At 57.2% G+C, this 23,444-nt stretch carries 23 protein-coding genes; 18 read left to right on the top strand and 5 right to left on the bottom strand.

The genetic code is table 11. The annotated features are described in order from the left end of the window. The first annotated feature begins 125 nt into the window (after positions 1–125). The 6 genes from PH7735_RS02000 (at position 126) to PH7735_RS02025 (ending at position 9,327) form a co-directional block, all read left to right on the top strand. Positions 126–1,724 carry a cytochrome ubiquinol oxidase subunit I gene (locus PH7735_RS02000; RefSeq protein WP_058309657.1) on the top strand — a complete coding sequence of 533 codons (1,599 nt, stop codon included), beginning with the start codon at positions 126–128 and terminating at the stop codon, positions 1,722–1,724. 5 nt (positions 1,725–1,729) lie between these two features. Further along, entirely contained in the window at positions 1,730–2,893 is a 1,164-nt protein-coding gene (gene cydB, locus PH7735_RS02005; protein ID WP_058309658.1) for a cytochrome d ubiquinol oxidase subunit II, read from the top strand. 15 nt (positions 2,894–2,908) lie between these two features. Continuing rightward, complete coding sequence (cydX, locus tag PH7735_RS02010; protein WP_058309659.1) at positions 2,909–3,022, top strand: cytochrome bd-I oxidase subunit CydX; 114 nt, start codon at positions 2,909–2,911, stop codon at positions 3,020–3,022. 179 nt (positions 3,023–3,201) lie between these two features. Next, complete coding sequence (locus PH7735_RS02015; RefSeq protein WP_058309660.1) at positions 3,202–4,320, top strand: hypothetical protein; 1,119 nt, start codon at positions 3,202–3,204, stop codon at positions 4,318–4,320. Positions 4,321–4,436: 116 nt separating this feature from the next. After that, the gene (locus PH7735_RS02020) at positions 4,437–5,903 is read left to right on the top strand and encodes a Y-family DNA polymerase (protein WP_058309661.1); all 1,467 of its coding nucleotides are present in this window, start codon (positions 4,437–4,439) and stop codon (positions 5,901–5,903) included. A gap of 94 nt (positions 5,904–5,997) precedes the next feature. After that, positions 5,998–9,327: an error-prone DNA polymerase gene (locus PH7735_RS02025; protein WP_058309662.1), complete on the top strand. Its 3,330-nt coding sequence runs from the start codon at positions 5,998–6,000 to the stop codon at positions 9,325–9,327. Between the two features lie 2 nt (positions 9,328–9,329). Here the strand turns inward: PH7735_RS02025 and PH7735_RS02030 are convergent, their stop codons facing one another. Continuing rightward, on the bottom strand, positions 9,330–10,001 hold the full coding sequence (locus PH7735_RS02030) for a GntR family transcriptional regulator (RefSeq protein WP_058309663.1): 672 nt from the start codon (positions 9,999–10,001) through the stop codon (positions 9,330–9,332). A gap of 227 nt (positions 10,002–10,228) precedes the next feature. Here PH7735_RS02030 and phnC point away from each other — a divergent pair, with 227 nt between their 5' ends. From phnC to PH7735_RS02060, 5 genes are all read left to right on the top strand, one after another. Continuing rightward, on the top strand, positions 10,229–11,023 hold the full coding sequence (phnC, locus tag PH7735_RS02040; RefSeq protein ID WP_058309665.1) for a phosphonate ABC transporter ATP-binding protein: 795 nt from the start codon (positions 10,229–10,231) through the stop codon (positions 11,021–11,023). A gap of 55 nt (positions 11,024–11,078) precedes the next feature. Then, complete coding sequence (phnD, locus tag PH7735_RS02045; RefSeq protein ID WP_058309666.1) at positions 11,079–11,981, top strand: phosphonate ABC transporter substrate-binding protein; 903 nt, start codon at positions 11,079–11,081, stop codon at positions 11,979–11,981. A gap of 67 nt (positions 11,982–12,048) precedes the next feature. Further along, entirely contained in the window at positions 12,049–12,927 is an 879-nt protein-coding gene (phnE, locus tag PH7735_RS02050; protein ID WP_058309667.1) for a phosphonate ABC transporter, permease protein PhnE, read from the top strand. A gap of 2 nt (positions 12,928–12,929) precedes the next feature. Next, on the top strand, positions 12,930–14,246 hold the full coding sequence (phnE, locus tag PH7735_RS02055; RefSeq protein ID WP_058311094.1) for a phosphonate ABC transporter, permease protein PhnE: 1,317 nt from the start codon (positions 12,930–12,932) through the stop codon (positions 14,244–14,246). Between the two features lie 96 nt (positions 14,247–14,342). Next, positions 14,343–14,960: an LbetaH domain-containing protein gene (locus tag PH7735_RS02060; RefSeq protein WP_058309668.1), complete on the top strand. Its 618-nt coding sequence runs from the start codon at positions 14,343–14,345 to the stop codon at positions 14,958–14,960. Positions 14,961–14,964: 4 nt separating this feature from the next. Here PH7735_RS02060 and PH7735_RS02065 read toward each other — a convergent pair whose 3' ends face one another. The 3 genes from PH7735_RS02065 to phnF form a co-directional block, all read right to left on the bottom strand. After that, on the bottom strand, positions 14,965–15,366 hold the full coding sequence (locus tag PH7735_RS02065) for a DUF1801 domain-containing protein (protein ID WP_058309669.1): 402 nt from the start codon (positions 15,364–15,366) through the stop codon (positions 14,965–14,967). A gap of 60 nt (positions 15,367–15,426) precedes the next feature. Next, positions 15,427–16,608: an alpha-D-ribose 1-methylphosphonate 5-triphosphate diphosphatase gene (locus tag PH7735_RS02070; protein ID WP_058309670.1), complete on the bottom strand. Its 1,182-nt coding sequence runs from the start codon at positions 16,606–16,608 to the stop codon at positions 15,427–15,429. A gap of 87 nt (positions 16,609–16,695) precedes the next feature. Further along, positions 16,696–17,427 carry a phosphonate metabolism transcriptional regulator PhnF gene (gene phnF / locus PH7735_RS02075; RefSeq protein WP_058309671.1) on the bottom strand — a complete coding sequence of 244 codons (732 nt, stop codon included), beginning with the start codon at positions 17,425–17,427 and terminating at the stop codon, positions 16,696–16,698. A gap of 101 nt (positions 17,428–17,528) precedes the next feature. On the opposite strand from phnF, the gene phnG reads away from it, so the two are divergent. From phnG to phnN, 7 genes are all read left to right on the top strand, one after another. Then, a complete protein-coding gene (gene phnG, locus PH7735_RS02080) occupies positions 17,529–17,975 on the top strand; it encodes a phosphonate C-P lyase system protein PhnG (RefSeq protein ID WP_058309672.1) in 447 nt (148 codons plus the stop codon). After that, positions 17,972–18,541, top strand: coding sequence for a phosphonate C-P lyase system protein PhnH (gene phnH / locus PH7735_RS02085; protein WP_058309673.1), 570 nt, complete (start codon positions 17,972–17,974; stop codon positions 18,539–18,541). The genes phnG and phnH overlap by 4 nt, the downstream gene beginning before the upstream one ends. Beyond that, positions 18,541–19,626: a carbon-phosphorus lyase complex subunit gene (locus tag PH7735_RS02090; protein ID WP_058309674.1), complete on the top strand. Its 1,086-nt coding sequence runs from the start codon at positions 18,541–18,543 to the stop codon at positions 19,624–19,626. The genes phnH and PH7735_RS02090 overlap by 1 nt, the downstream gene beginning before the upstream one ends. A gap of 259 nt (positions 19,627–19,885) precedes the next feature. Beyond that, complete coding sequence (locus tag PH7735_RS02095) at positions 19,886–20,755, top strand: alpha-D-ribose 1-methylphosphonate 5-phosphate C-P-lyase PhnJ (RefSeq protein WP_058311095.1); 870 nt, start codon at positions 19,886–19,888, stop codon at positions 20,753–20,755. Continuing rightward, a complete protein-coding gene (gene phnK / locus PH7735_RS02100) occupies positions 20,752–21,522 on the top strand; it encodes a phosphonate C-P lyase system protein PhnK (protein ID WP_058309675.1) in 771 nt (256 codons plus the stop codon). The genes PH7735_RS02095 and phnK overlap by 4 nt, the downstream gene beginning before the upstream one ends. An 18-nt stretch (positions 21,523–21,540) precedes the next feature. Next, entirely contained in the window at positions 21,541–22,221 is a 681-nt protein-coding gene (gene phnL / locus PH7735_RS02105) for a phosphonate C-P lyase system protein PhnL (RefSeq protein WP_058309676.1), read from the top strand. Then, the gene (gene phnN / locus PH7735_RS02110; RefSeq protein WP_058309677.1) at positions 22,221–22,769 is read left to right on the top strand and encodes a phosphonate metabolism protein/1,5-bisphosphokinase (PRPP-forming) PhnN; all 549 of its coding nucleotides are present in this window, start codon (positions 22,221–22,223) and stop codon (positions 22,767–22,769) included. Before phnL ends, phnN begins: the two co-directional genes overlap by 1 nt. Here the strand turns inward: phnN and PH7735_RS02115 are convergent. Beyond that, the gene (locus PH7735_RS02115) at positions 22,745–23,431 is read right to left on the bottom strand and encodes a DUF1045 domain-containing protein (protein ID WP_058309678.1); all 687 of its coding nucleotides are present in this window, start codon (positions 23,429–23,431) and stop codon (positions 22,745–22,747) included. The two genes, phnN and PH7735_RS02115, sit on opposite strands and share 25 nt — an antisense overlap. Positions 23,432–23,444 lie beyond the last annotated feature (13 nt).

A 23,444-nucleotide genomic window follows, 5' to 3' on the forward strand; every position in this document is an offset into this window, starting at 1 on the left:
TAAATATACATTAACAATATAGCTTTTTGATTTGGATCAAACACAACCCGGCAGGTGCGGGCGTAAAGACAAAATTAGATGAGTCTTGGGTGCACCTTTGCACCGTATGTGTTGGAGATTTAGAAATGGAGCTAGATATTGTCGAGCTGTCGCGTTTGCAGTTTGCGATGACAGCGATGTATCACTTCCTCTTCGTGCCGCTCACGCTGGGTCTTTCGATCCTCGTTGCGATCATGGAGACGGTCTATGTCATGACGAACCGCCCGATTTGGCGTCAAATGACCAAATTCTGGGGCACCCTCTTTGGGATCAACTTTGTGTTGGGTGTGGCTACCGGAATTACGATGGAATTTCAGTTCGGCATGAACTGGTCCTACTACAGCCATTATGTGGGGGACATCTTCGGGGCACCGCTTGCGATTGAAGGGCTGATGGCCTTCTTCCTCGAGGCGACCTTTGTGGGGTTGTTCTTCTTTGGCTGGGACAAGCTCAGCAAAGTTGGCCACCTTGTTGTGGCGTGGCTGGTTGCAATTGGATCGAATTTCTCGGCTCTCTGGATTCTGATTGCCAACGGGTGGATGCAAAATCCGGTTGGTGCCGAGTTCAACCCGCTTTCAATGCGAATGGAGATGACGTCCTTTTTCGACGTGGTCTTTAACGAGGTCGCACAGGCCAAATTCGTACACACAGTTTCCGCAGGATACGTGACGGCTTCGGTTTTTGTGCTGGGTGTTTCGGCGTGGTATCTCTTGAAAAATCGCCACGTTGAACTGGCCCGCCGTTCGATCACTGTTGCGGCTGCGTTTGGATTGATGTCGGCCTTTTCGGTTGTGATCCTTGGAGACGAGTCCGGATATTCGACGACACACAGCCAGAAAATGAAATTGGCCGCGATCGAGGCCATGTGGCACACAGAACCGGCTCCGGCGGCATTTACGCTGGTCGGGTTCCCGGATGATGAAGCCCGTGAAACGCATTACGCCGTGCATTTGCCCTATGCGATGGGGTTGATCGGAACGCGGTCGCTGACCGAAGAAGTGCCGGGCATTGCCGAACTGGTCGAGAACGCCGAAGCCCGGATCAAGACCGGTATTTTGGCTTATGACGCCCTTATGGATATTCAGGCATTGCGGGGCGCACCCGTGCCACCCGAATTGCGGGCACGGTTTGAAGAACACAGTGCCGACCTCGGGTTTGCCTTTCTTCTGAAACGGTATGTGGATGATCCGCGCGACGCCACCGATACGCAGATCGCGATTGCTGCGAATGATACCGTGCCAAAGGTCTGGCCACTGTTCTGGGCCTTCCGCCTGATGGTGGGACTTGGGTTCGGTTTCATCGCGACGATGGCCTATTTCTTTTACATGGCGTCTTTCCGCGGGATGCAGTTTCCGCGCCCCGCTTTGCGTCTGGCGGTTATCATGATCCCTGCACCTTGGATTGCTGCCGAATTGGGGTGGTTTGTGGCCGAGTTCGGGCGCCAGCCGTGGACAGTGGATGGTGTTTTGCCAACGGCCCTGTCGGTGAGCCATCTGAGCGTGACAGAGCTTTTGATCACGCTCGCAGGATTTGTCACCTTCTATACCGTTTTGTTCGTGATCGAGATGGGGCTGATGCTCAAGTACATCCGCAAAGGCCCTTACATGGATGTTGATGAAACCGACGTGTGGACAAAACGTCATGTGGCGCGCCTTGGTCAGGCGAACGCCACCCCAGCGGAGTAAAGCTGATGATCCTTCATGAATTGATAGACATAGAAATCTTGCGTGTGATCTGGTGGGCCCTGCTCGGGGTGTTGCTGATCGGATTTGCTCTGACCGACGGGTTTGATATGGGCGTGGGCGTTCTTATTCCCTTTGTTGGCAAGACCGACGTCGAGCGCCGTATTGCGATCAACACCATTGGCCCCGTCTGGGAAGGCAACCAGGTTTGGTTTATCCTTGGGGGTGGTGCCATCTTCGCGGCATGGCCACCGCTTTATGCCGTCAGCTTTTCAGGGTTTTACCTTGCGATGTTTGTGGTTCTGTCAGCACTGATCGTGCGCCCCGTTGCGTTCAAATACCGGTCCAAACGCGAAGACCCTGTGTGGCGCAACACCTGGGACTGGGCCTTGTTCGTGGGCGGTGCGGTGCCGGCGTTGATATTCGGCGTCGCTGTGGGCAACGTCCTGCAAGGGGTGCCGTTCCATCTCACTGACAGTTTGATGCCGATGTATGACGGGACGTTTTACGGCAAGTTCCTTGGGCTGCTGAATCCTTTTGCCCTTCTCGCGGGTGTCGTGTCCCTGTCGATGTTGATCATGCACGGCGCAGCATGGCTGAGCCTCAAGGCGGAAGACCCGATCAAGGCAAGGGCGCGGTCCATCGGAACAGTGTCGGGAATCGTGGCTTTTGCGGCTTATGCGCTGGCGGGGCTCTGGCTTGCTTTCGGGATCGATGGTTATGCGTTTGCCGGAAACGTGATCACGGATGGCCCTTCGAACCCCTTGTTTAGTGACGTTATCAAAGGGGACAGCTGGTTGACGGCCTATGCGACACGCCCGTGGATTGTGGTCGCACCGATTATGGGCTTCGCCGGTATCGGGCTGGCTGTTTTAGGACTGCGGGCAGGGCGCGAAGTGTCGACCCTGCTGTTCTCTAAAATGGGCATCACCGGCATCATTTCGTCGGTAGGGTTGACCATGTTCCCCTTTATCCTGCCGTCTTCCAAAGATCCCCACAGTTCGCTTACCGTCTGGGACAGTTCGTCTTCGCAACAGACGCTGTTTGTCATGCTGATCTGTGCCTTGATCTTCATGCCACTCATTCTGGCCTATACGGCGTGGGTCTACAAAGTTCTGTGGGGCAAGGTGACCGAGGCGGATGTCACCGAAAATTCCCACTCTGTTTACTAAGGAAAGGAGCCTGATATGTGGTATTTTGCTTGGATTTTGGGGCTTCCGCTGGCGGCGATGTTCGCTGTGCTGAACGCCATGTGGCTTGAAATGCGCGAGGATGCGCGTCTGGCCGAAGAAGATCACTGATCTGTCATTCCGCGTCCCTTTGACAGAGGTGGGGGCAGGCAAAGAAATTTGCCTGCCCCACATACCGTTAATACGTTGCAGCAGCGCCCCAGTCGCGGGGAAACCGCTGGTCACGGCTGGCAGCTCGGGTGGCGCGCCTTTATCCTGTGTCACGAAAAGTATTGTCTAGGTGTTTCGAAATGAATGGAATTTTCAAAGGTCCGATCGCTGGCCTTCTTGTTGCGATGGTTGCGTCATCTGCGGCCGCGCAGAACAGCGAGAAACGCTATCCCGATCAGGAAGCCGCGACATTCGAGGCCTATGGTCTTTTGAATGGCGGAGTGGTCGGGTTTGACGATGGGGTCGACACCTACTCGAAAGCGGTCGACAACGGCCACGCGCCCAGCCGCTTGGGCTTTTGGGTCCGGCAGCCTTTCTATGGGTCAAACCTTGCCTTTAACTTTGAAACCGCGATTGGACTTCGCCCGTCGTCAGGTGTGAACCAGGTCGCGTCTCTTGATAACTTTGCGTGGGGTCGCCGGAAAATCCGCAAGATCGAGTTCATCCTCAAGACCGACAAGGCGGGTACGTTTTATCTGGGGCAGGGCAGCGTCTCGACCGATGGCGCGGCCATGAACGACTTGTCCGGAACATCCCTTGCCCAAGGGTCGGGGATTGGGGACATGGCAGGGGCCTATCTGTTTCGCAACAGCGCCGGTTCTTTGACCGCGCGCGCCATAGGCACCACGATGCCGAACTTTGACGGGGGGCGGCGTTTGCGCGTGCGCTATGACACGCCCGAGGTCGCAGGGTTCAGCCTCTCGGCAAGCTATGGTGAAGAGGTTCTGGCCTATAATGCCGACTTCACAACCCAGAACGCAGCACTGCGGTATGGCAAAAAGGTCGGGGCTTTCAAAATGAAGGGCGCCCTCGGCTATGCCAAGGTCGAACTGGCGGCCGGGGCCGAGCGTCACGATACAATTGGATCATTCTCTGTTCTGCACGATTCCGGTTGGAACCTGTCCCTTTCGGCGGGCGACCGCGAAGAAAGTGGTGACTATACCTATGGCAAGGTCGGCTATCGCGCCAACTGGTTGTCGATTGGCGAAAGTGCGGTTTCGGTCGACTATTATGCTGGCAACGATATGAGCATCGCGACGAGTTCTCAATCCGAGGCATGGGGGCTTGCCTTTGTGCAGAATGTGAAAAAGCACAATGTTCAGCTTTATGCCGCCTATCGTCGCTATAGCCTGTCTGAACCGGGCACCACTTATCAGGATGCATCTTCCTATATGCTGGGGGCCGCCTGGCGGTTTTGAGTGAACGCCCCGCCGCAACCGGCGGGGCGATTTTCTTTCGGAGATGTAAAAGACTCGACTCTTGATGTTGGTAAAACTATTTTGGAACAAATAGTGAACATTTGGAATCGAAAGTCATGCAGCGACGCATCGTGTCATTGTGGTTTCCAAGGCTGTCTTCGGATCGTGTCCTGCGGGGGAGGTCCGTGGACGGCCCTTTTGCGCTGACAATCCATCAAAGCAATACAGAGCGGCTGTATTGCCTGAATGTCGAGGCCGAGGCACAGGGGCTGAGCCGTGGCATGGGGTTCTCTGACGCGCGGGCCTATTGCCCGGATCTTCAGACACGTCCGGCCGACCTGCAGGGGGATCAGAGGTTTCTGGCGGCTTTGTTGCGCTGGGCGGGCAAGTATTCTCCGTGGGTCGGTTATGAAGGGAACGAGGGGCTTGTGCTTGATGTGACCGGCGCATCGCATCTGTTCGGTGGCGAAGCGGGCATGTTGGGCGACATGCGGTTGCGGTTGATGTGTGCGGGGGTGGATGTGCGTATCGGTCTGGCAGATACGCGCGGCGCGGCATGGGGTTTGGCCCGCTTCGGAGAAGGGGTTGCCGCAAAGGGCGGCACGGGGATTGCTCTGGCCGGTTTGCCGGTGGCGGCGCTGCGTCTTGAGGAAAAGATATGCACCGGCCTTGAGCGGTTGGGCGTGCGGACGGTCCAGGAGTTGCGCGGCCTTCCGCGGGCCACGGTGACGCGCCGGTTCGGAAATGACGTGTTGTTGCGGCTGGATCAGGCGCTGGGCGATCGGCCCGAAGGGGTGACGCCAGAGGCCGAAGTGGCCCCACTTGCCGTGCGTTTGACGTTTCCCGAACCGATTGGCCTGAGCGGAGATGTGCTTGCGGGGACAGAGCGGCTTTTGTCCCAATTGTGTTTGCGTCTCAAAGCCGAAGAACTTGGCGTGCGGCGTCTTGAACTGACATTGCGGCGTGTGGATCAGGCCAGCCAGCAGGTTGAACTGCGTCTTGCCAGACCGCTGCGGGATGTCGAGAGCATCCTGCCCCTGTTCGAGCGCGGCCTCTCTGAAGTGGATGCGGGTTTCGGGATTGACCAGATGCGGCTTGAGGCGGTGCAGGCCGAACGTTTGCCGGCACGTCAGCTGAGCCATGTCGAGGCCCGCAGCAAGGATGGGGTGAGTGATCTGATCACGCGGCTGGGCAGCCGGATCGGGTTGGACAATATTCACCGGATGGTGCCCGCCGACAGCCATATTCCCGAGCGTAGTTTTTCCATCGCTGCGGCAGCCTATAGTCCTGCAGCGGGGCGTTGGCCGGTGGCGCGCCCGCGCCCGGTGGTTCTGTTTCCGCCAGAAGGGGTGGCGGCAGAGGGGCGGCATCCTCCCAAACATTTCCAGTGGCGCCGCATGCGGTTGACGGCGGCGCAGGTTTCGGGGCCCGAGCGGATCGCGCCGGAATGGTGGTTGCCGGATGAAAACTGGCGGTCAGGTGTGCGCGATTACTGGCGGGTGGAAACCCGTCAGGGGCGACGGCTGTGGATGTACCATACGCCGCAGGCACCGGGATGGTATGTACAGGGCGAATTCGCGTGAGGCGGGTTTGCGCACAAGGGCGCGCCTGCGGCGCGACAGCTGTATGCCCGCCCGAAGGGCGGGCGGTGCCTCCGGCGGGGATATTTTTAGCCAGATGAAGGACCGGGTGGGAGCATATGCGGAACTGTGTGTGACATCGAACTTCACCTTCTTGACGGGGGCGTCACATCCCGAAGAGTTGGTGACGCGGGCGGCCGAATTGGGGTTGGAGGCGATTGCGATCACGGACCGCAATACGCTGGCCGGGGTGGTGCGGGCCTATTCTGCGTTGAAAGAGCTTCAGCGTGAGGCGCAAGAGGCGATTGCGATCCGCTCTGAGCATCGGGTGGATTCCTGTTCGCGTCAGGAGATCGGGGATCGAAACCCGATTGTACGTCCCGATACCGTGACATTACCGCGATTGATTGTGGGCACCCGGTTGGTGGTGCGTGACAGTGCGGTGGAGTGGGTGGCGCTGCCGATGGATCGCGCGGCCTATGCGCGGCTCAGCCGGATATTGACGCTGGGCAAACGGCGGGCCGAAAAAGGCGATTGTATTTTGGATATGCGCGATCTGGTGAAAGGATGCGCCGGCATGATCCTGATCGCTTTGCCACCTGATACGAGGGGCGAAACCGCAGACCACATTCGCACCTTGGCACAGGTTTATCCGGGGAATGTGTTTCTGGGGGCGGCGCCCCGGTATGATGGCCGGGATCAGGCATGGCTGGCAGAGTGTGCGGTCCTGTCCCGGCGGGTGGCCACGCCGATGGTGGCTGTCGGGGATGTCTTGATGCATCGCGCCAACCGTCGACAGCTGGCGGATGTGCTGACCTGTCTGCGCGAGCATGTGACGATTGACGGGATCGGGGTGCGTGCCCTTCCCAATGCCGAACGTCGGCTGAAGGGGGCAGAGGACATGGCGCGGATGTTTCGCAATCATCCGGCGGCGCTGCGGCGGGCTTGTGATATTGCGGTGCGCTGTACGTTTTGCCTGAGCGAGTTGTCCTATGAGTATCCCGACGAAGTCAGCGATGATGAACCCCCTCAGGCGCGGTTGGCACGACTGTGCGAAGAGGGGTTGAGGCGGCGCTGTCCCGAGGGCATCCCGCCCAAGTATCGGCAGATGGCAGAGAAAGAGCTATTGCTGGTCGAGGAGTTGGGGTTTGCGGCCTATTTCCTGACCGTACATGACATCGTGCAATATGCGCGCAGCCAGAACATTCTGTGTCAAGGGCGCGGGTCGGCGGCGAATTCGATCCTGTGTTATGCGCTGGGCATCACCGATGTCAGTCCCGAGCACATCACCATGGTGTTTGAACGGTTTGTGTCGCGCTATCGCGGCGAGCCGCCGGATATCGATGTGGATTTCGAACACGAGCGCCGTGAAGAGGTGATCCAGCACATCTATGAAAAATACGGCCGCCACCGTGCAGGGCTGTGTGCCACGGTGATCCATTTCCGATCGCGGGCGGCCATCCGCGAGGTGGGCAAGGTGATGGGGCTGTCACAGGATGTGACGGCGAGCCTGTCCGGCCAGATTTGGGGCATGTCGAGCCAGGGGGCGGACCCTGACCGGATGCGCGAAATCGGGTTGGATACCAGTGATCCCCGCCTGTCGCAGACGGTACGTCTTATTCGTGAGATCATCGGGTTTCCCCGACACTTGTCCCAACATGTGGGTGGGTTCATCGTGACCAAAGGACGTCTGGACGAGCTTTGCCCGATTGAAAACGCGGCGATGGAGGACCGCACGGTTATCGAGTGGGACAAGGATGATATTGATGCCTTGGGCATTCTCAAGGTGGATGTGCTGAGCTTGGGAATGCTGACCTGTATTCACAAGTCGTTTGATCTGATTTCCGAGTTCAACAAACAGGACTATTCCATCGCAACGGTGCCGCAGGGGGATGCGGCGACCTATGACATGCTGTGTGTGGCGGATGCCGTTGGCGTGTTTCAGGTCGAGAGTCGCGCACAGATGAATTTCCTGCCACGGATGCAGCCTCGCGAATATTATGATCTTGTGATCGAAGTGGCCATTGTGCGTCCCGGTCCCATTCAGGGGGGCATGGTGCATCCTTATATTCGTCGTCGCCAAGGCAAAGAACCGGTGTCCTTCCCTTCGAAGGATCTTGAGACGGTTCTTGGCAAAACGTTGGGCGTGCCGTTGTTTCAGGAGCAGGCGATGCAGATCGCGGTGGTGGCGGCGGGGTTCACGGCGGAAGAGGCGGACCGGCTGCGGCGGTCGCTGGCAACATTCCGGCGCATGGGCACGATCAGCACCTTTCGTGACCGGTTTGTGGGCGGCATGCTGGAACGTGGATACGAGCAGGCATTTGCCGAGCAGTGTTTCAGCCAGATCGAAGGGTTCGGGGAATACGGGTTCCCCGAAAGCCATGCGGCGGCCTTTGCGATGTTGGCCTATGTGTCGGCATGGCTCAAGCGGCACCATCCGGCGGTCTTTGCCTGTGCGTTGTTGAATTCACAGCCAATGGGGTTTTATGCACCGGCCCAGATTGTACGCGACGCCCGCGAGCATAATGTCGAAGTGCGCCCCGTCTGTGTCAACAACAGCGAATGGGACAACCGGCTTGAACGGCGCATGGATGGGGCTTTGGCCCTGCGATTGGGGTTCCGCCAGATCAAGGGATTTCGACAAGAGGACGCTGATTGGATCGTCGCGGCACGCGGCAACGGCTATCCTGATCCAGAAAGCCTCTGGACCCGTGCCAGCATCGCCCCGCCGGTGCTTGAGCGTTTGGCCGAGGCGGATGCGTTTTCGGTGATGGGGCTGACACGGCGGGCGGCGTTGTGGCAGGTGAAGGCGGTGAAGGGCAAGGCGCCGTTGCCCTTGTTTGATGACCCCATCGAAGGCGAGGGTATTCACGAACCCACGGTCGATCTGCCGGCGATGAATCTGGGGGAAGAGGTGGTCGAGGATTACGTTTCGCTGCGACTGTCCCTAAAGGCGCATCCTATGGAATTGTTGCGTCCGATGATGAAGGGGCTGACGATTCATTCGGCATTGCCCGACGTGCCGATGGGGCGAGTGTCGGTGTGCGGGCTGGTGATCACACGCCAGCGCCCGGGGACCGCATCCGGTGTGATTTTCCTGACGCTTGAGGATGAAAGCGGGGTCAGCAATGTGGTGGTCTGGCCCAAGATGTACGAGCAATACAGACGTACGGTTATGGGCGGGCGCCTGCTGCGGGTGACAGGGTATCTTCAACGAGAAGGGATCGTTGTTCACCTGATCGCGCAACACATCGAGGACATGTCACATATGCTGGCCGAATTGGGCCACCCGATGGATGATGCCGTTGGCATCACCCAGCCACAGGCAGATGAAGCCCCGCGCCCCAGACCCGTTCGGCACCAATCCAGCGCGCGCCACCCGCGCGAACAGGCCAAACGGTTGTTCCCGAGCCGCGATTTCCACTAGGCTCAGAGCGCGGTTAATCCCTGTGCTTCGATGATTTCCAGAACCTCGCGGGATTCGCGGCGGCGATGCTGGCGCAGCTCGCGCCGTGCGCCATTTGAGTCACCTGTCGCCAGAATGTGCAAAAGGGTGCGATGATCTTCGGTCGCGCGTGCCAATTGTTCGCGGTGCGCGAGCGTGGTCATCAAAACTCGGTGCAGCTGATCCAGAAGCGGGTCGAGCATGCCGTGCAGACGGTCGTTGCCCTGCAACGCAATCACCTGTTGATGGAACGAGTCATCCGCAGCCAACCAAGCCGATAGATCCTTGGCTTCGAGCGCACGCGTCATCGCATCAAGCGTTTCATAAAGAGGGGCCAGCGCGGTTGGCGTTGGCGCAGCCTCGGCGAGAGTCACACCCGCTTGGGGTTCCAGCGCACTCAGAATGTCATAGAGCGATTGCACGTCCGAGGGCGAAAGCGCAACGACCAGCGCGCCATGGCGGGGGATCAGACGGATTAACCCGTCGGCCTGCAACCGGATCAGGGCTTCACGAACGGGGGTGCGGCTTATCCCAAGGCGGGTCGCAAGTTCGGGTTCCGGGGCTTGAAAGCCCGGAGGCAAGCGGTTTTCGCGGATATCGGATTTAAGCCGGGAATAGGCATCAGCGACGAGAGTCTTTTTGGGGAAGTCTGGCATGATAAGAGTACAGTGCGCCGTTAAGGAAAAAGAATTACGTATGCATTGTAGCGGACGTCGGACTCTGGGCAAGTTGGAAAACCACTGAAAACCCGAATAAATCGACGCGGATCGCCGTGAAATGTAACGTTTTGATGATGCGGCGATTTACAAAAGTTTCACCAAACTGACAAAAGTCCGTATTCAACCCTTCGTACCTCCTGCCGAGATATTGCAGGGGATGCATCGTGCTTCAGATCGAACAACTCACCAAAAAATTCGGCCCAAATACGGCCGTGGACTCCGCCACAATCGAGGTGAACGAGCCCGCGATGATCGGCATCATCGGCCGGTCCGGCGCGGGGAAATCCACGCTGCTTCGCATGATGAACCGTCTCAGTGACGCGACCTCTGGCAAGATCATCTTCGAGGGCCGCGACATCACCAGCCTCAAGGGTGGCGAAAAGCGTCGATGGCAGTCGGAATGCGCGATGATTTTCCAGCAGTTCAATCTGGTGCCGCGCATGGACGTGGTGTCGAATGTTCTGCATGGCACGCTGAACCGCCGGTCGACATTTTCGACAATGTTCAACCTGTTCCCGTCCGAAGACATCCACCGTGCGATTGATATTCTGGATCGTCTTGGCATCGCGGCGCACGGTCCCAAACGTGCCGAAGCCCTTTCCGGTGGCCAGCAACAGCGTGTCGCAATTGCCCGCGCCCTGATGCAGGACCCCCGCATCATTCTCGCGGACGAGCCCATTGCCTCCCTTGATCCGATGAACGCCCAGGTGGTGATGCAATCCCTGCGCAGCATTCACGAAGAAGATGGCCGTATGGTTGTAGCCAACCTGCACACGCTCGACACTGCGCGCCGATATTGCGACCGCGTGATTGGCATGCGTGACGGGCGTATCGTTTTTGATGGCACACCCGAACAACTGACAACCGGTGTCGCCCGCGACATCTACGGTGCCGATGACAGCTTTAACGAAGCTTACACATCCACCGAAATCCAAACGCTGACCCGCGTCCCCGCCTGAGATTCATCTGCCCTGTCCAGTTTAGGCGGGGCTTTACCAACTGGAGATAGAGAAGATGAACAAACTTATCGCTGCCGTACTGGCAACCACTGCCCTGACCACACCGGTTCTGGCTGAAGAAATCAAAGAATTCCGCATCGGCCTGTTGGGTGGTGAAAACGCTCAAGACCGCATGAACAACAACGAATGCCTTCGCGCGAAAACAGAAGCGTTGCTGGGTGTGCCCACCAAACTGTTCGCACCTGCCGATTACAATGGTGTTATCCAGGGCCTGCTGGGCGGTACTCTGGACATGGCATGGTTGGGCGCTTCGGGCTATGCGAAAACCTTCCTGTCTGACCCTGAAGCTGTTGAGCCTATCTTGGTCAAAGTGAACACCGATGGCGGCTACGGCTATTACTCGATTGGTTTTGCACGCAAAGACAGTGGCATCACTTCGCTGGACGACATGAAAGGCAAAGTCTTTGGCTTTGGCGATCCCAACTCGACTTCGGGCTTCCTGATCCCTTCGATCGAAATTCCTGAAGCAACCGGTGCGACCATGACATCGGGCGACTATTTCGGCGAAGTTAAATTCACCGGCGGCCACGAACAGACCATCGTTGCGGTAAACAACGGCGACGTTGACGGCGGCGTAACCTGGGCTGACGGTCTGGGCGAATGGGAAGACGGATATCAGTCGGGCGCCCTGCGTCGCGCTGTTGATGCCGGTCTCGTTGACATGAACGATCTGGTTCAGATCTGGCAGTCCAAGCCAATTCCAGAAGGCCCAATCGTTCTGCGTAAAGACCTGCCCGAAGACGTCAAAGTCAAGTTCACGGCCCTGATGGCATCCCTGCCAGCCATGGACCCCGATTGCGCATATGGCGTTCTGTCGGGTGAAGCGAAAGGCGTTATGCCAATCGGTCACGACGCTTACGAAGTGATCATCGAAGCACGTAAACTGAAATCGAACTAAGTTCGGTCTCCACACGTTATCAGGCCCCGTTTCTTGCGGGGCCTGTTTTTCAGGACGAGGGGCTCTCATGTCAGAACTAACTGGCGATACCGACCATATGCGCGACGAATACATGACGCAGGTCCGCCGCAAGCGTATGCTTGATGGGATCTTGCTGATCATTTTCGTGGCACTGATGATGTCCGGTTTCATGATCGCAGATGATCGCAATGCCGGAGGGTTCTGGGACGGCCTGCACCGCTTTTTTGACTTTCCCAAAGAAGTGCTGGGCGAGGCTGGCGAAAAGATCGCCGAGCTGCCGGGTCACCTTGTAAAATTCTTTCCGTCTCTGATCGAGACAATCAATATTGCGGCCGCATCAACATTGATCGGTGCCATGATTGCGATGGTGTTTTCGTTGCTGTCGACACGCGGATTGGCACGCTGGCCGCGTCTGATCCCACTGTTCCGCCGTATCATGGATATCATGCGCGCAATCCCCGAGATTGTGATCGCGCTGGTCCTGATTTTCATCATGGGCGGTGGGCCGGTGCCTGCGATGATTGCGATTGCGTTCCACACTGCGGGTGCGCTGGGCAAGCTGTTCTCTGAAGTGAACGAAAATGCCTCTCTCAAGCCCGTGGAAGGGCTGCAATCTGTCGGAGCAAGCTGGATCCAACGCATGTGGATTGGCGTGATCCCTCAGGTGGCACCGAACTATCTGAGCTACGCCTTGTTGCGGTTTGAAATCAATATTCGCGCCTCGGCTATCCTTGGTTTTGTTGGCGCAGGCGGCATTGGCTATGAACTCAAAAACGCAATGAGCTGGGGCAAGGGCCAATATGACGAGGCCGCTGCCATCTTTATCCTGTTGTTCTTCTCGATTGTTGTGGTGGACCAACTGTCCAGCACATTCCGCGAACGCCTGACACACGGCAAAAAAGTAAAAATGAAGGTGACGGCATGACCATGACCGCAACCGACGCTGATCATCTCAAGATCGAAGCGGCCCGCATATTCTCTCGCAAGCGCATGGTATCTTTCGGGGTTCCGCTTATTGTTCTGGCGTATCTGACGTATATTTTCTTTGCTTTTGATGTGCCGGGTCTGGCCAAGCGGTTTGAAATCGACAACGCCCGTGCGCTGGTCGCTGACAGCTACAGCTATAAAACCCACGTGAGCCGTGACAATCGCACCGGAGACGTTTCGGTGTCGATCGAAGGGGAACGCAAAGGCACCTATGCGGCGGGAACGTCACCAGAATGGGTCGCACTTGGCGCAGAAACGGTGATTGATCTGGGCAAGGGGCATGTGGTCACCTATGGCGCCGACAACTTCGTGTCATACGATATTCCGGGATACGGAATGATCACCGCCCAACCCAGTCGCGCCAAAGGGGTTCAGGCCGAGTTGCCTCAGGGGGACGTGCCGGAATGGATCAACTCTTCGAAAAACCGTTTGACGGTCACAACCGAAGAAGGTCGTTTGACAGTCACCCGGAACCGTACCGAAACTTTCCGCTATTTCATCGGCTGGGAATTGTTCTGGTTCACACTGGACAGCCCCTATCACGGCATGGGTCCTGTTGAAGTAATGAACCGCGCCCTTAACGGAGAGGCTGCCGAAATCTGGAGCGATTTCTGGAACAACAAGATGTGGCGGCACGCCGATGTGGCCTGGGCGATTTTTGAAACGATCCTGATGGCCTTTCTTGGTACGATGGGGGCCGCGATGGTTGCTTTGCCGCTGGCCTTCCTTGCTGCCAAGAATTTCTCGCCCTTTACCGTGGTTCGCCAGATCACGCGCCGTTTCTTTGACTTTTTCCGCGGCGTTGACGCACTGATATGGACAATTGTTTTGTCGCGCGCCTTTGGGCCGGGTCCATTGACCGGCGCCCTTGCGATCCTGATCACCGACACCGGAAGTTTTGGTAAAATGTTCTCGGAAGCTTTGGAAAACGTCGACGAGAAACAGATCGAGGGTATTCAGTCTACGGGCGCCAAGCCGTTACAGCGTTATCGCTTTGGTGTGATCCCCCAAGTGACACCGGTCTTGTTGAGCCAGATTCTGTATTATCTGGAATCCAACACGCGCAGCGCGACCATCATTGGCGCGATCACAGGCGGCGGTATTGGTCTGTTGCTCACGCAGGCGATGATCACGCAGAAAGACTGGGAAGAGGTGTCCTATTACATCGTGCTGATTATCTTGATGGTGATGGCGATGGATTGGTTCTCTGGCTGGTTGCGTCGCCGTCTGATCGCAAGCGACGAAAGCGGACATTGATCGCACGCGCTGCAGCACTGTGTCGGGGGCATTCACCTTTTGCCCCCGAAGCCCCGCAACGGGCATTGGAACTTATGCAGAATTCAAGAGGCGACCATGGCTCGATTGACCGCAGAAAAGCCGTTCATTCACCCTGATTGTGAACTTCACGATGCCACGTTCGGGCGCTTTGTCGAGATCGGCAAAGGCACCCGTATCGTCAACAGCCATTTCGGGGATTATTCATACTGCGACCGCATGGCGGACATTGCGAATGCCGAAATTGGCAAGTTCGCCAACATTGCAGCAACGGTGCGCATCGGTGCCACCGATCACCCCATGGAAAATGCAAGTCTGCATCACTTTCTGTATCGGTCTTCCGACTATTGGGACGATGCAGGCGTCGATGATGCCTTTTTCGCGCACCGTCAATCGCGCCGTGCCACAATCGGTCATGACACCTGGATTGGTCACAATGCGATGATTAAACCCGACGTCGCGGTGGGCCATGGGGCTATTGTGGCATCCGGGGCGATCGTGACCAAAGACGTTCCACCCTACATGATTGTGGCCGGCATTCCGGCGGTTCCATTGCGGGAAAGGTTTTCGTCAAACGTGGCAGATCGCCTTTTGGCGTTGGCATGGTGGGATTGGGACCACGCGCGACTTCGCGCGGCTTTGGAAGACTTTCGCGCGTTTCCGGCAGAAGCGTTTTTGGAAAAATACGGCGGCTAGCCGATCATTTCAGATGATAGGTCAGCGCGCTTTTTATCAAAAGGCGTAACCTGTCATCAAAGGTGGTCCGACCTGATTCAAATACGACACCGCGATTGCCATCAAACGTAAAGTCCTCGGGGAAAAGCGTCTTGAAATCGGAAATCAGTGTTGTTTGACAATGGGTATACATCGCCAGCCCACCGGTTTTGGGAACACCCAGCCGTACCGTTGACCCCGATTTCGTGACCGGTGTCAGATAAGACGGCTGTCCCCATTTTAACGTCTCTTCAATCGTGCCGGCCTCGGGTGTTTCGATGGCCGTCTCGAAAATCATTTCGCGCAGCGCCATAAACCCGACACGCTCGGGGTCTGGAAACCGGTCAAAAGCAGCTTTGACATCTGGGTCGGCAAAAGGCGTGGGCATTGTTGCTCCTGAGAGATCCTGAGCCAAAGCCTAACCTTGATCACCGTACCACGAAAGCTGTTATTCCGCAGCCATAGGCAGGGCACGCCCGGCCTGGAAAAAGCGATGGGCCGCTTCCCCGACCAGATGGGTGATCCGGCCACCGGAAATTGTCCCTTCGATTGCGCGTGTTTGTTCATTGATAATGGCGATGTCAGCGCGTCGCCCATGATCAAAATACCCACGATCAGCAAGGCCCATGATGTTTGCGGGGTTCTGCGAGATCAACGCCCAGGCTTTGGGCAGCGACAACAGACCATCATCTGCAAGCCGGAAGGCCGCCTGTGCCAGTGCCGGATAATAATAGTCAGACACCAATGCATCACAAAGGTCATCCTCGACCAGTTCGATCGCGGCGATGTTGCCGGACTGCGAACCACCGCGCACGATATTGGGGGCCCCCATAAGGACATGGTCTCCAACAGCTTTGGCCAACGCAGCAGCAGGTCGCGCCGTCGGAAATTCACAGATACGCGCCCCGATCATGGAAAACCGTTCGCGGGTGTCCCCATCCGGATCATCATGCGACCCATAGAGAACACCGAGCTGGTCAAACCGTTCTGCCAGCTTGCATAGGTAACGGGGCACATGCGGGGTTTGTTCCTGTGCTTGATGGACCAAATGCATATGCTGTTCCGGTGTGCGTCCCGCTTTCTTGGCCCAGATCGCGATTTCTTCGGGGCGCAAACGGGCAAGGTGCACCGCTTCGTCGAGGTGATTGTTGAAAACTACGTAGCCGATTTTATGGCGCTCGACTGCCGCAAGAAGCTGTTCAGCGGTGTCAACCGTGTGGGTTTCACACCGGATCTGGACACGCAGGTCGGTTATGGAATGCTGGCAATACCCTGCAAGTGCATCCAACAAGGTTTCGGCATACGCCGGCCCCCGATGCCCACCTTCCCAGCTCCAGCTTTGTGCAAGCCATGCCGTTGTGATCCCGTGCGCAGCTGCGTCACGATCTGTTGCACGCAGGCCAGTTTCCAAAGGGAACGGCGCCGAAGGGCGGGGTGCAATGTGGCGTTCAAAAGCATCGCCATGCAGATCGATGATGCCCGGCATCAGCAGGTAACCCGCAAGGTTCACTTCGGGAAGGGGACCCTTTGAAATCCGGCCATGCTCGATCGCGAGGGATCGTTTCTGCATTTCGCCGTCTCGAAGAACTGTCGCACCCGTCAGGCGCAAAGATAAAGGATGTCTGGGCATCGAACCACTGCTCACTAAAGCACTTTTCTGTGCTTCTAGGCAGGTTGTATGTCGCACGCGTGACAACACACGGAAAATCTGCGGCGGTTATGGCGTGGCATCTTGTGCCAAGGTGAGCGTGACCCGATCTCCGGCGAACCATGTCGTGCCATATTCGACTGGCGTGCCCTGAGGATCGACATTTATTCCGACTGTTCGCAAAATCGGATCGCCTTCAAGGATGCGCAGATGAAGCGCCTGTGTGGCTGTCGCCCGTTTCGCCGTCAGACGCGTTGATGCCCGGGTATAGTCTTCGACGCCACAGGCCTTGAGGGCTTCGGTCACTGACTTGAAATCCTGAATATACTGCAAAATCTCGGGAAACCTGTCGGCGGGAAAAACGGATCTGAAAACGGCCAAAGCTTGTCCGTCGGCAAGGGAAAGCCCGTCATAGACATGTACGTAATCCCCCTTGGCCAGACCAAGGGCCTCTGCTTCACGTTGGTCCGAGGCGCGGGTTTCGCAGGACAGGATTTCTTTTCCCGGCAAGAGCCCGGATTTTTGCAAGTTGGCGTGAAAACGGACGCGTTTCCCGATGGGGTAATCGGTTGGAACTTGTGCCACAAACACGCCTGATCCGCGTCGCGCATGGGTCAGACCCGCATCTGACATTGCCTTCAGGGCATGACGCACCGTGTGCCGGTTTACCCCGAACCGCGCCGACAACTCGGCCTCGGTCGGAAGCTTGTCACCGGGCGCATACCGCCCCTCTGCAATGTCCGCGGTGAGCGTCCTTGAAATGGCCGCCCAGACGGGAGTTCTTTTTTGTCCTGCGTTCATGTCATGAAACTTTCACCAAATTGCGGATTGCCCGACTCGGGCCAAATGCGTAACATTTGTCTAGTTGTATAGAAAAGTAGACAAATCTGCAAGGTGTCTAGATGACCAGTGAATTAGCCCGCCGCGACTGGATGAGCCTTTTGGCCAAAGCCCCGGCGCAAACATTGCAAAGCCTTTGGCAGGCAACGGGACTTGATCCAGAGTTCTCTTGGCTGCGCTCCCCCGAGATCGGCGCAACTATGGTGCGTGGTCGCATGGGGGGAACAGGCGCGCCGTTCAATCTTGGGGAAATGACGGTCACCCGTTGCTCACTCCAATTGACAAGCGGGGAAGTGGGGCATGCCTATATTCAGGGGCGCGATAAAGCCAAGGCTCGGATCGCCGCAATCATTGATGCCCTGATGCAAGGGCCGCAGGGGGAGAACCTGCGCGCCACGTTGATTGCGCGACTGGAGGCGGAAATGCTTGCCGCAAAATCCAAACGGGCGGCCAAGGCAGCGGCGACCAAGGTCGACTTTTTCACCATGGTACGGGGAGAGGATCAATGAATTCAGATATCCTCAAAGGTGGATTTGCCAATGTGCCGGTCGAGTCGGCGCATGCGTTCCGCGACATCATGAATGTGATGGCAAAGCCGGGTGAGATACGGGAAGTGGCCGGGGCGATGCCCCCTGCGCCCTTGTCGATTGCTGCAGGTGTGACGCTTCTCACTTTGTGTGATCCGGAAACGCCGGTCTTTCTGGCGGAATGCACCGATACCAAAGATGTGCGCGACTGGATTGCGTTTCACATCGGGGCGCCGATTTCGAACAAGGCAGACGCTATGTTTGCGGTTGGCACGTGGGCCACATTGGCGCCGATTGAAGAATTTGCCATTGGCACGTCCGAGTATCCGGACCGGTCTGCAACTTTGATTGTCGCGTGTGACACACTTGAAAGCACTGGCGCGGTTTTGCGCGGGCCGGGGATCAAGACCACAACACACCTGTCTTTGCCTGAAACGCGGGCCTTTCAACAAAACGCCGCGCTGTTTCCGTTGGGCTTGGACTTTTTGTTCACCGCAGGCAACCGCATCGCGGCGGTGCCTCGCACAACAAAAGTGGAGACCAGCTGATGTATGTTGCTGTCAAAGGCGGTGAGCGTGCGATCGATAACGCGCATGCATGGCTTGCAGAAGAGCGTCGTGGCGATCCGAGTGTCGATGAGCTGTCCGTTGCGCAAATTTGCGAGCAGCTGAGTCTGGCTGTAAATCGGGTGATGGCCGAAGGGTCCTTGTATGATCCGGACCTTGCTGCGCTTGCAATCAAACAGGCCCGCGGGGACATGATCGAAGCGATCTTCCTTATTCGGGCATACCGCACGACCTTGCCCCGTTTTGGATATTCTTCTCCGGTTGAGACGGCGAATATGGCCTGTGACCGCCGCATTTCGGCGACGTTCAAGGATGCGCCGGGCGGTCAGGTTCTTGGGCCGACGTTTGATTATACCCACCGGTTGCTGGACTTTGCGCTAGCCGCCGAAGGTGACACACCCGAAGCCGCAGAAGGCATCGCCCGTCACGAACCCACGCCTCACATCACCGAGTTTTTGAACCAAGAAGGCTTGATCCAGACCGAAGAGGACACGGACAAAACGCCCGGGGATCTAACGCGTGAACCGTTGGAATTGCCAGCCAATCGCGCGCTGCGGCTGCAATCGTTGTCGCGCGGCGACGAGGGATTTGTGCTGGGCATGGCGTATTCAACGCAACGTGGCTATGCGCGCAACCACGCGTTTGTCGGTGAATTGCGGATCGGGAAGGTCGATGTCGAAATGGAGATTCCCGAATTGGGGTTCTCGATCGATATTGGGGAAATCGAACTGACCGAATGTGAAACGGTGAACCAGTTCACCGGATCGAAAACAGAACCACCTCAATTCACACGGGGGTATGGGTTGGTGTTTGGCCAATCAGAGCGCAAGTCGATTTCGATGGCTTTGGTTGATCGTGCTTTGCGCTGGAAAGAGTTGGGCGAAGACAACCTTGGAGCGCCTGCACAGGACGAGGAATTCGTGCTGTACCATTCAGACAACATTCAAGCGACCGGCTTTCTCGAACACATCAAGCTGCCGCACTATGTTGATTTCCAGTCCGAGCTAGAACTGATCCGCAAATTGCGGCGTGAAGCTATGGGTGAAATGAAGGAGGCCGCGGAATGATCACGGCCTCACTCACTTGCGTAAATCCCGAACGAAAATCACTTTTTGGAAAAAACGTCAAAACCGGAATCCGGGTAGCGTTTCATCAGCACTTTGCCAATCAGCGCTGCGGAAAAAATCCCCAGCATAAAAATCACTGTCCATATCAACATTGGTCTCTCTCCTCATTGTTTTTGGGGTCTGAGACTTCGGACTACTCGACAGGGGGGGCGATTTAATGGCGCTTTCGGGTGAAAACCGGCCATATCTTGACCATTCTATGGCTGATTACAATTTTGCATACCTAGACGAACAAACCAAACGCATGATCCGGCGCGCGATCCTGAAAGGGCTTGCTATACCGGGATATCAGGTTCCCTTTGCCTCGCGCGAAATGCCGATGCCATATGGCTGGGGCACCGGCGGTGTTCAGGTGACGGCTGCGGCGCTCACACCGGACGACACGTTGAAAGTGATCGATCAGGGGGCAGATGACACCACCAACGCCGTGTCGATCCGCAAATTTTTTGAAAAGACGGCGGGGGTCGCCACGACCGAGGAAACAGGGCAGGCGAGCGTCATCCAGACCCGCCATAGAATTCCCGAGGAAGACCTGCGTGAAGATCAGATCCTAGTGTATCAGGTTCCGATCCCGGAACCGCTACGGTTTTTGGAACCCTCTGAAGTGGAAACGCGCAAGATGCACAGCCTTGAGGAATACGGGTTGATGCACGTCAAGCTTTACGAAGACATCAGCCGCCACGGGGCAATTGCAACGGCCTATGCCTATCCGGTCAAGGTTGAGGGTCGGTATGTGATGGATCCGTCTCCTATTCCGAAATTCGACAACCCCAAGATGGAAATGGCCGCGATCCAGTTGTTTGGAGCAGGGCGCGAGCAACGCATCTATGCTGTACCGCCCCATACACAGGTCGTGAGCCTCGACTTTGATGATTATCCGTTTGAGGCAAGCAAGGCAGATGCGCCTTGTGATCTGTGCGGTGCCGAAGACAGCTATCTCGATGAGGTCATCATGGATGACGCCGGTACGCGGATGTTTGTCTGTTCGGATACGGATTATTGCACGGGCCGCCGCAAGGCCGGACATATTGGTGCACAAGGCACAGCTTTTGAGGAGGACGCGGCATGACACCGCTGCTCAAGGTTCAGAACATCCAGAAACTCTATGGCAAGCGCATCGGGTGTACGGATGTGAGTTTCGATCTCTATCCCGGCGAGGTGATGGGCATCGTTGGGGAAAGCGGATCGGGTAAATCCACGTTGCTTAACTGTCTTGCTGGACATTTGGCCCCCGATGCCGGCGAGGTAATGTTCGACACACGCGCCGAGGGGATGAAGGACACTGTAACCATGTCCGAGCCGGAACGCCGGATGCTGTCACGCACGGACTGGGCCTTTGTGCACCAGCACGCGCGCGATGGTCTGCGCATGAACGTCAGCGCAGGCGGAAATGTTGGCGAACGTCTTATGGCCGTGGGTGCGCGTCACTATGGTGATATCCGCGATCAGGCCATCGATTGGCTGGGCCGCGTCGAGATACAGGAATCCCGTGTGGACGACCGCCCGACCCAGTTTTCTGGTGGCATGCAGCAGCGCTTGCAGATCGCACGCAACCTTGTGACCGGCCCGCGCCTTGTCTTTATGGATGAACCCACCGGTGGTCTTGATGTGTCGGTTCAGGCGCGCCTGCTGGACCTGCTGCGCGGCCTTGTTCGTGAAATGGGCCTGAGCGCGATCATTGTCACACATGATCTGGCCGTGGTCCGGCTTTTGGCGGATCGGCTGATGGTCATGAAAGACGGGCATGTGGTCGAGACCGGCCTGACCGATCAGGTGCTGGACGACCCGCAACATGCTTATACACAACTTCTCGTCAGCTCTGTGCTGCAAGTCTGATCCGGAAAAGAGACTGATATGATCGAGATTTCGAATCTGTCGAAAACCTTTACGCTTCACAATCAGGGCGGTGTTGTCATCCCCGTGATGGATGGGGCTGAACTGACTGTGGCCCGCGGGGAATGTGTGGCGCTGACCGGGGCATCCGGGGCGGGCAAGTCGACCCTGATGCGTATGGTTTATGGCAATTACCTTGCTGCATCCGGACACATCTTGATTGACGGGCTGGATGTAACACAGGCCGAGCCGCGCCAAATTTTTGAGTTGCGCCGCCATACGCTTGGGTATGTTAGCCAGTTTTTGCGCGTTGTGCCGCGTGTGCCGACGCTTGATGTCGTGGCCGAGCCATTGCTGGCCATTGGTGTCGAAACAGAAACGGCCCGTGATCGGGCGCGTGATCTTCTGACACGGCTGCGCATTCCGGAAAGGCTTTGGTCACTGAGCCCGACATCCTTTTCTGGTGGCGAGCAACAGCGCGTGAACATCGCGCGCGGATTTGCCCACACCTATCCTGCGATGCTGCTTGATGAACCAACAGCCAGTCTTGATGCGGCCAACCGTGAAACTGTTCTGGGCCTCATTGAAGAGGCCAAAGCGCGTGGGGCGGCAATCATCGGCATTTTTCACGATGAGGCAGCCCGGGATCGTGTCTGTGATCGTGAAATCGATGTGGCCATCTATACGCCAAAGGTGGCGTGATGGCAGCGCGTCTCATAGCGGTTGTTGGCCCATCCGGCGTTGGCAAGGATACCGTGATGCATGCGTTGGCCGCATCCGATCCCAGCATGTCGCTGGTGCGTCGGGTCATAACCCGGCCAAGTGATGCGGGCGGCGAAGACTTCGACGGTGTCACATGTGACGAGTTTGACCTGCGTGTTGCGCGCGGGGACTTTTGCCTGTGGTGGGATGCACATGGCCTGTCTTATGGCATCCCGAAATCCCAGATCGAGCACCGCCCCGAGGGGACCGTTGCGCTGGTCAACCTGTCGCGATCTATTCTGGACGAAGCTCGCGCCAGCTTTGACGGTTTCCGTGTCATTTCATTGACGGCAAACCCTGAAACCCTTGCACGCCGCTTGGGTGGTCGCGGGCGAGAAACGCAGGACGAAATCCTTCGCAGACTGGCCCGCGCTGGACATGCACGCCCTCAAGGCGAAGATGTTATCGAGATATGCAATGATGGTGCGCTGGACGAAACGATCCAGGCGATCACTGTCGCGCTCTACCCGGAAAGGGCAGTGCGATGAATTTCGTGGAACATGCCCGTGTCATCTTCGCCAACCAGCGTAAGATCACGGATCTCAAATGGGCTGGGCAGCAGATCCACAAGATGCGGCGTCAAAGCGGTGGTAACCTGTGCGGCATCGTCGGTGCCGAGTTTGCCGGTCAACGTGATGTGAAAGCGAAACTGGTCCATCACATAGGGGTATCCCCATTGCGCCAGAAGCTCTTCTTGTCGCGGTGTCAGGTCGGCTTTGCGGCGGCGGGCCAGTTCGGCGTCGCTTGGGGGTGCACGAAACGCGTCAAGGCCACGGACAATGGCCGAGGCCACATCCGCCAAAGGGGATTGATCCCCCTGAACAGTCAACGCAACAAATCCACCCAATCGGGTCAACGCCAATCCTTCCAGATCGATAGGGGGCAGGCGTTGCGCCAGATCGTCAAAGTCCTGTGCAAGCATCGCGGCACTTTTGCCTTCGGCCAGCCGAAAGGGTGGTTTGATCGTGCCATGCAGCCCGTATTTGCGGGGTGTCTGGGTCAGCGGTGCGATGTCGTGGGGCAAGCCCTCAATGTCGGGGTGGGCTACGGCGCATCCCCGTTCAATATCCCAACCCAGCCAGCCTGCACCGAAGTCGGCCAATGCGCCACGCGGTGGGGTGTAGTAGATGCCATATCGGGTAAACTGCACGTCGGGTCTCCGT

Source organism: Shimia thalassica (genome assembly GCF_001458215.1).
GTDB lineage: Bacteria > Pseudomonadota > Alphaproteobacteria > Rhodobacterales > Rhodobacteraceae > Shimia > Shimia thalassica.

Bases quoted from the DNA above. Each gene is read 5' to 3' on its own strand.
- PH7735_RS02000 (WP_058309657.1), top strand. From the start codon at position 126: ATGGAGCTAGATATTGTCGAGCTGTCGCGTTTGCAGTTTGCGATGACA.
- cydB (WP_058309658.1), top strand. From the start codon at position 1,730: ATGATCCTTCATGAATTGATAGACATAGAAATCTTGCGTGTGATCTGG.
- cydX (WP_058309659.1), top strand. From the start codon at position 2,909: ATGTGGTATTTTGCTTGGATTTTGGGGCTTCCGCTGGCGGCGATGTTC.
- PH7735_RS02015 (WP_058309660.1), top strand. From the start codon at position 3,202: ATGAATGGAATTTTCAAAGGTCCGATCGCTGGCCTTCTTGTTGCGATG.
- PH7735_RS02020 (WP_058309661.1), top strand. From the start codon at position 4,437: ATGCAGCGACGCATCGTGTCATTGTGGTTTCCAAGGCTGTCTTCGGAT.
- PH7735_RS02025 (WP_058309662.1), top strand. From the start codon at position 5,998: ATGAAGGACCGGGTGGGAGCATATGCGGAACTGTGTGTGACATCGAAC.
- PH7735_RS02030 (WP_058309663.1), bottom strand. From the start codon at position 10,001: ATGCCAGACTTCCCCAAAAAGACTCTCGTCGCTGATGCCTATTCCCGG.
- phnD (WP_058309666.1), top strand. From the start codon at position 11,079: ATGAACAAACTTATCGCTGCCGTACTGGCAACCACTGCCCTGACCACA.
- phnE (WP_058309667.1), top strand. From the start codon at position 12,049: ATGTCAGAACTAACTGGCGATACCGACCATATGCGCGACGAATACATG.
- phnE (WP_058311094.1), top strand. From the start codon at position 12,930: ATGACCGCAACCGACGCTGATCATCTCAAGATCGAAGCGGCCCGCATA.
- PH7735_RS02060 (WP_058309668.1), top strand. From the start codon at position 14,343: ATGGCTCGATTGACCGCAGAAAAGCCGTTCATTCACCCTGATTGTGAA.
- PH7735_RS02065 (WP_058309669.1), bottom strand. From the start codon at position 15,366: ATGCCCACGCCTTTTGCCGACCCAGATGTCAAAGCTGCTTTTGACCGG.
- PH7735_RS02070 (WP_058309670.1), bottom strand. From the start codon at position 16,608: ATGCCCAGACATCCTTTATCTTTGCGCCTGACGGGTGCGACAGTTCTT.
- phnF (WP_058309671.1), bottom strand. From the start codon at position 17,427: ATGAACGCAGGACAAAAAAGAACTCCCGTCTGGGCGGCCATTTCAAGG.
- phnG (WP_058309672.1), top strand. From the start codon at position 17,529: ATGACCAGTGAATTAGCCCGCCGCGACTGGATGAGCCTTTTGGCCAAA.
- phnH (WP_058309673.1), top strand. From the start codon at position 17,972: ATGAATTCAGATATCCTCAAAGGTGGATTTGCCAATGTGCCGGTCGAG.
- PH7735_RS02090 (WP_058309674.1), top strand. From the start codon at position 18,541: ATGTATGTTGCTGTCAAAGGCGGTGAGCGTGCGATCGATAACGCGCAT.
- PH7735_RS02095 (WP_058311095.1), top strand. From the start codon at position 19,886: ATGGCTGATTACAATTTTGCATACCTAGACGAACAAACCAAACGCATG.
- phnK (WP_058309675.1), top strand. From the start codon at position 20,752: ATGACACCGCTGCTCAAGGTTCAGAACATCCAGAAACTCTATGGCAAG.
- phnL (WP_058309676.1), top strand. From the start codon at position 21,541: ATGATCGAGATTTCGAATCTGTCGAAAACCTTTACGCTTCACAATCAG.
- phnN (WP_058309677.1), top strand. From the start codon at position 22,221: ATGGCAGCGCGTCTCATAGCGGTTGTTGGCCCATCCGGCGTTGGCAAG.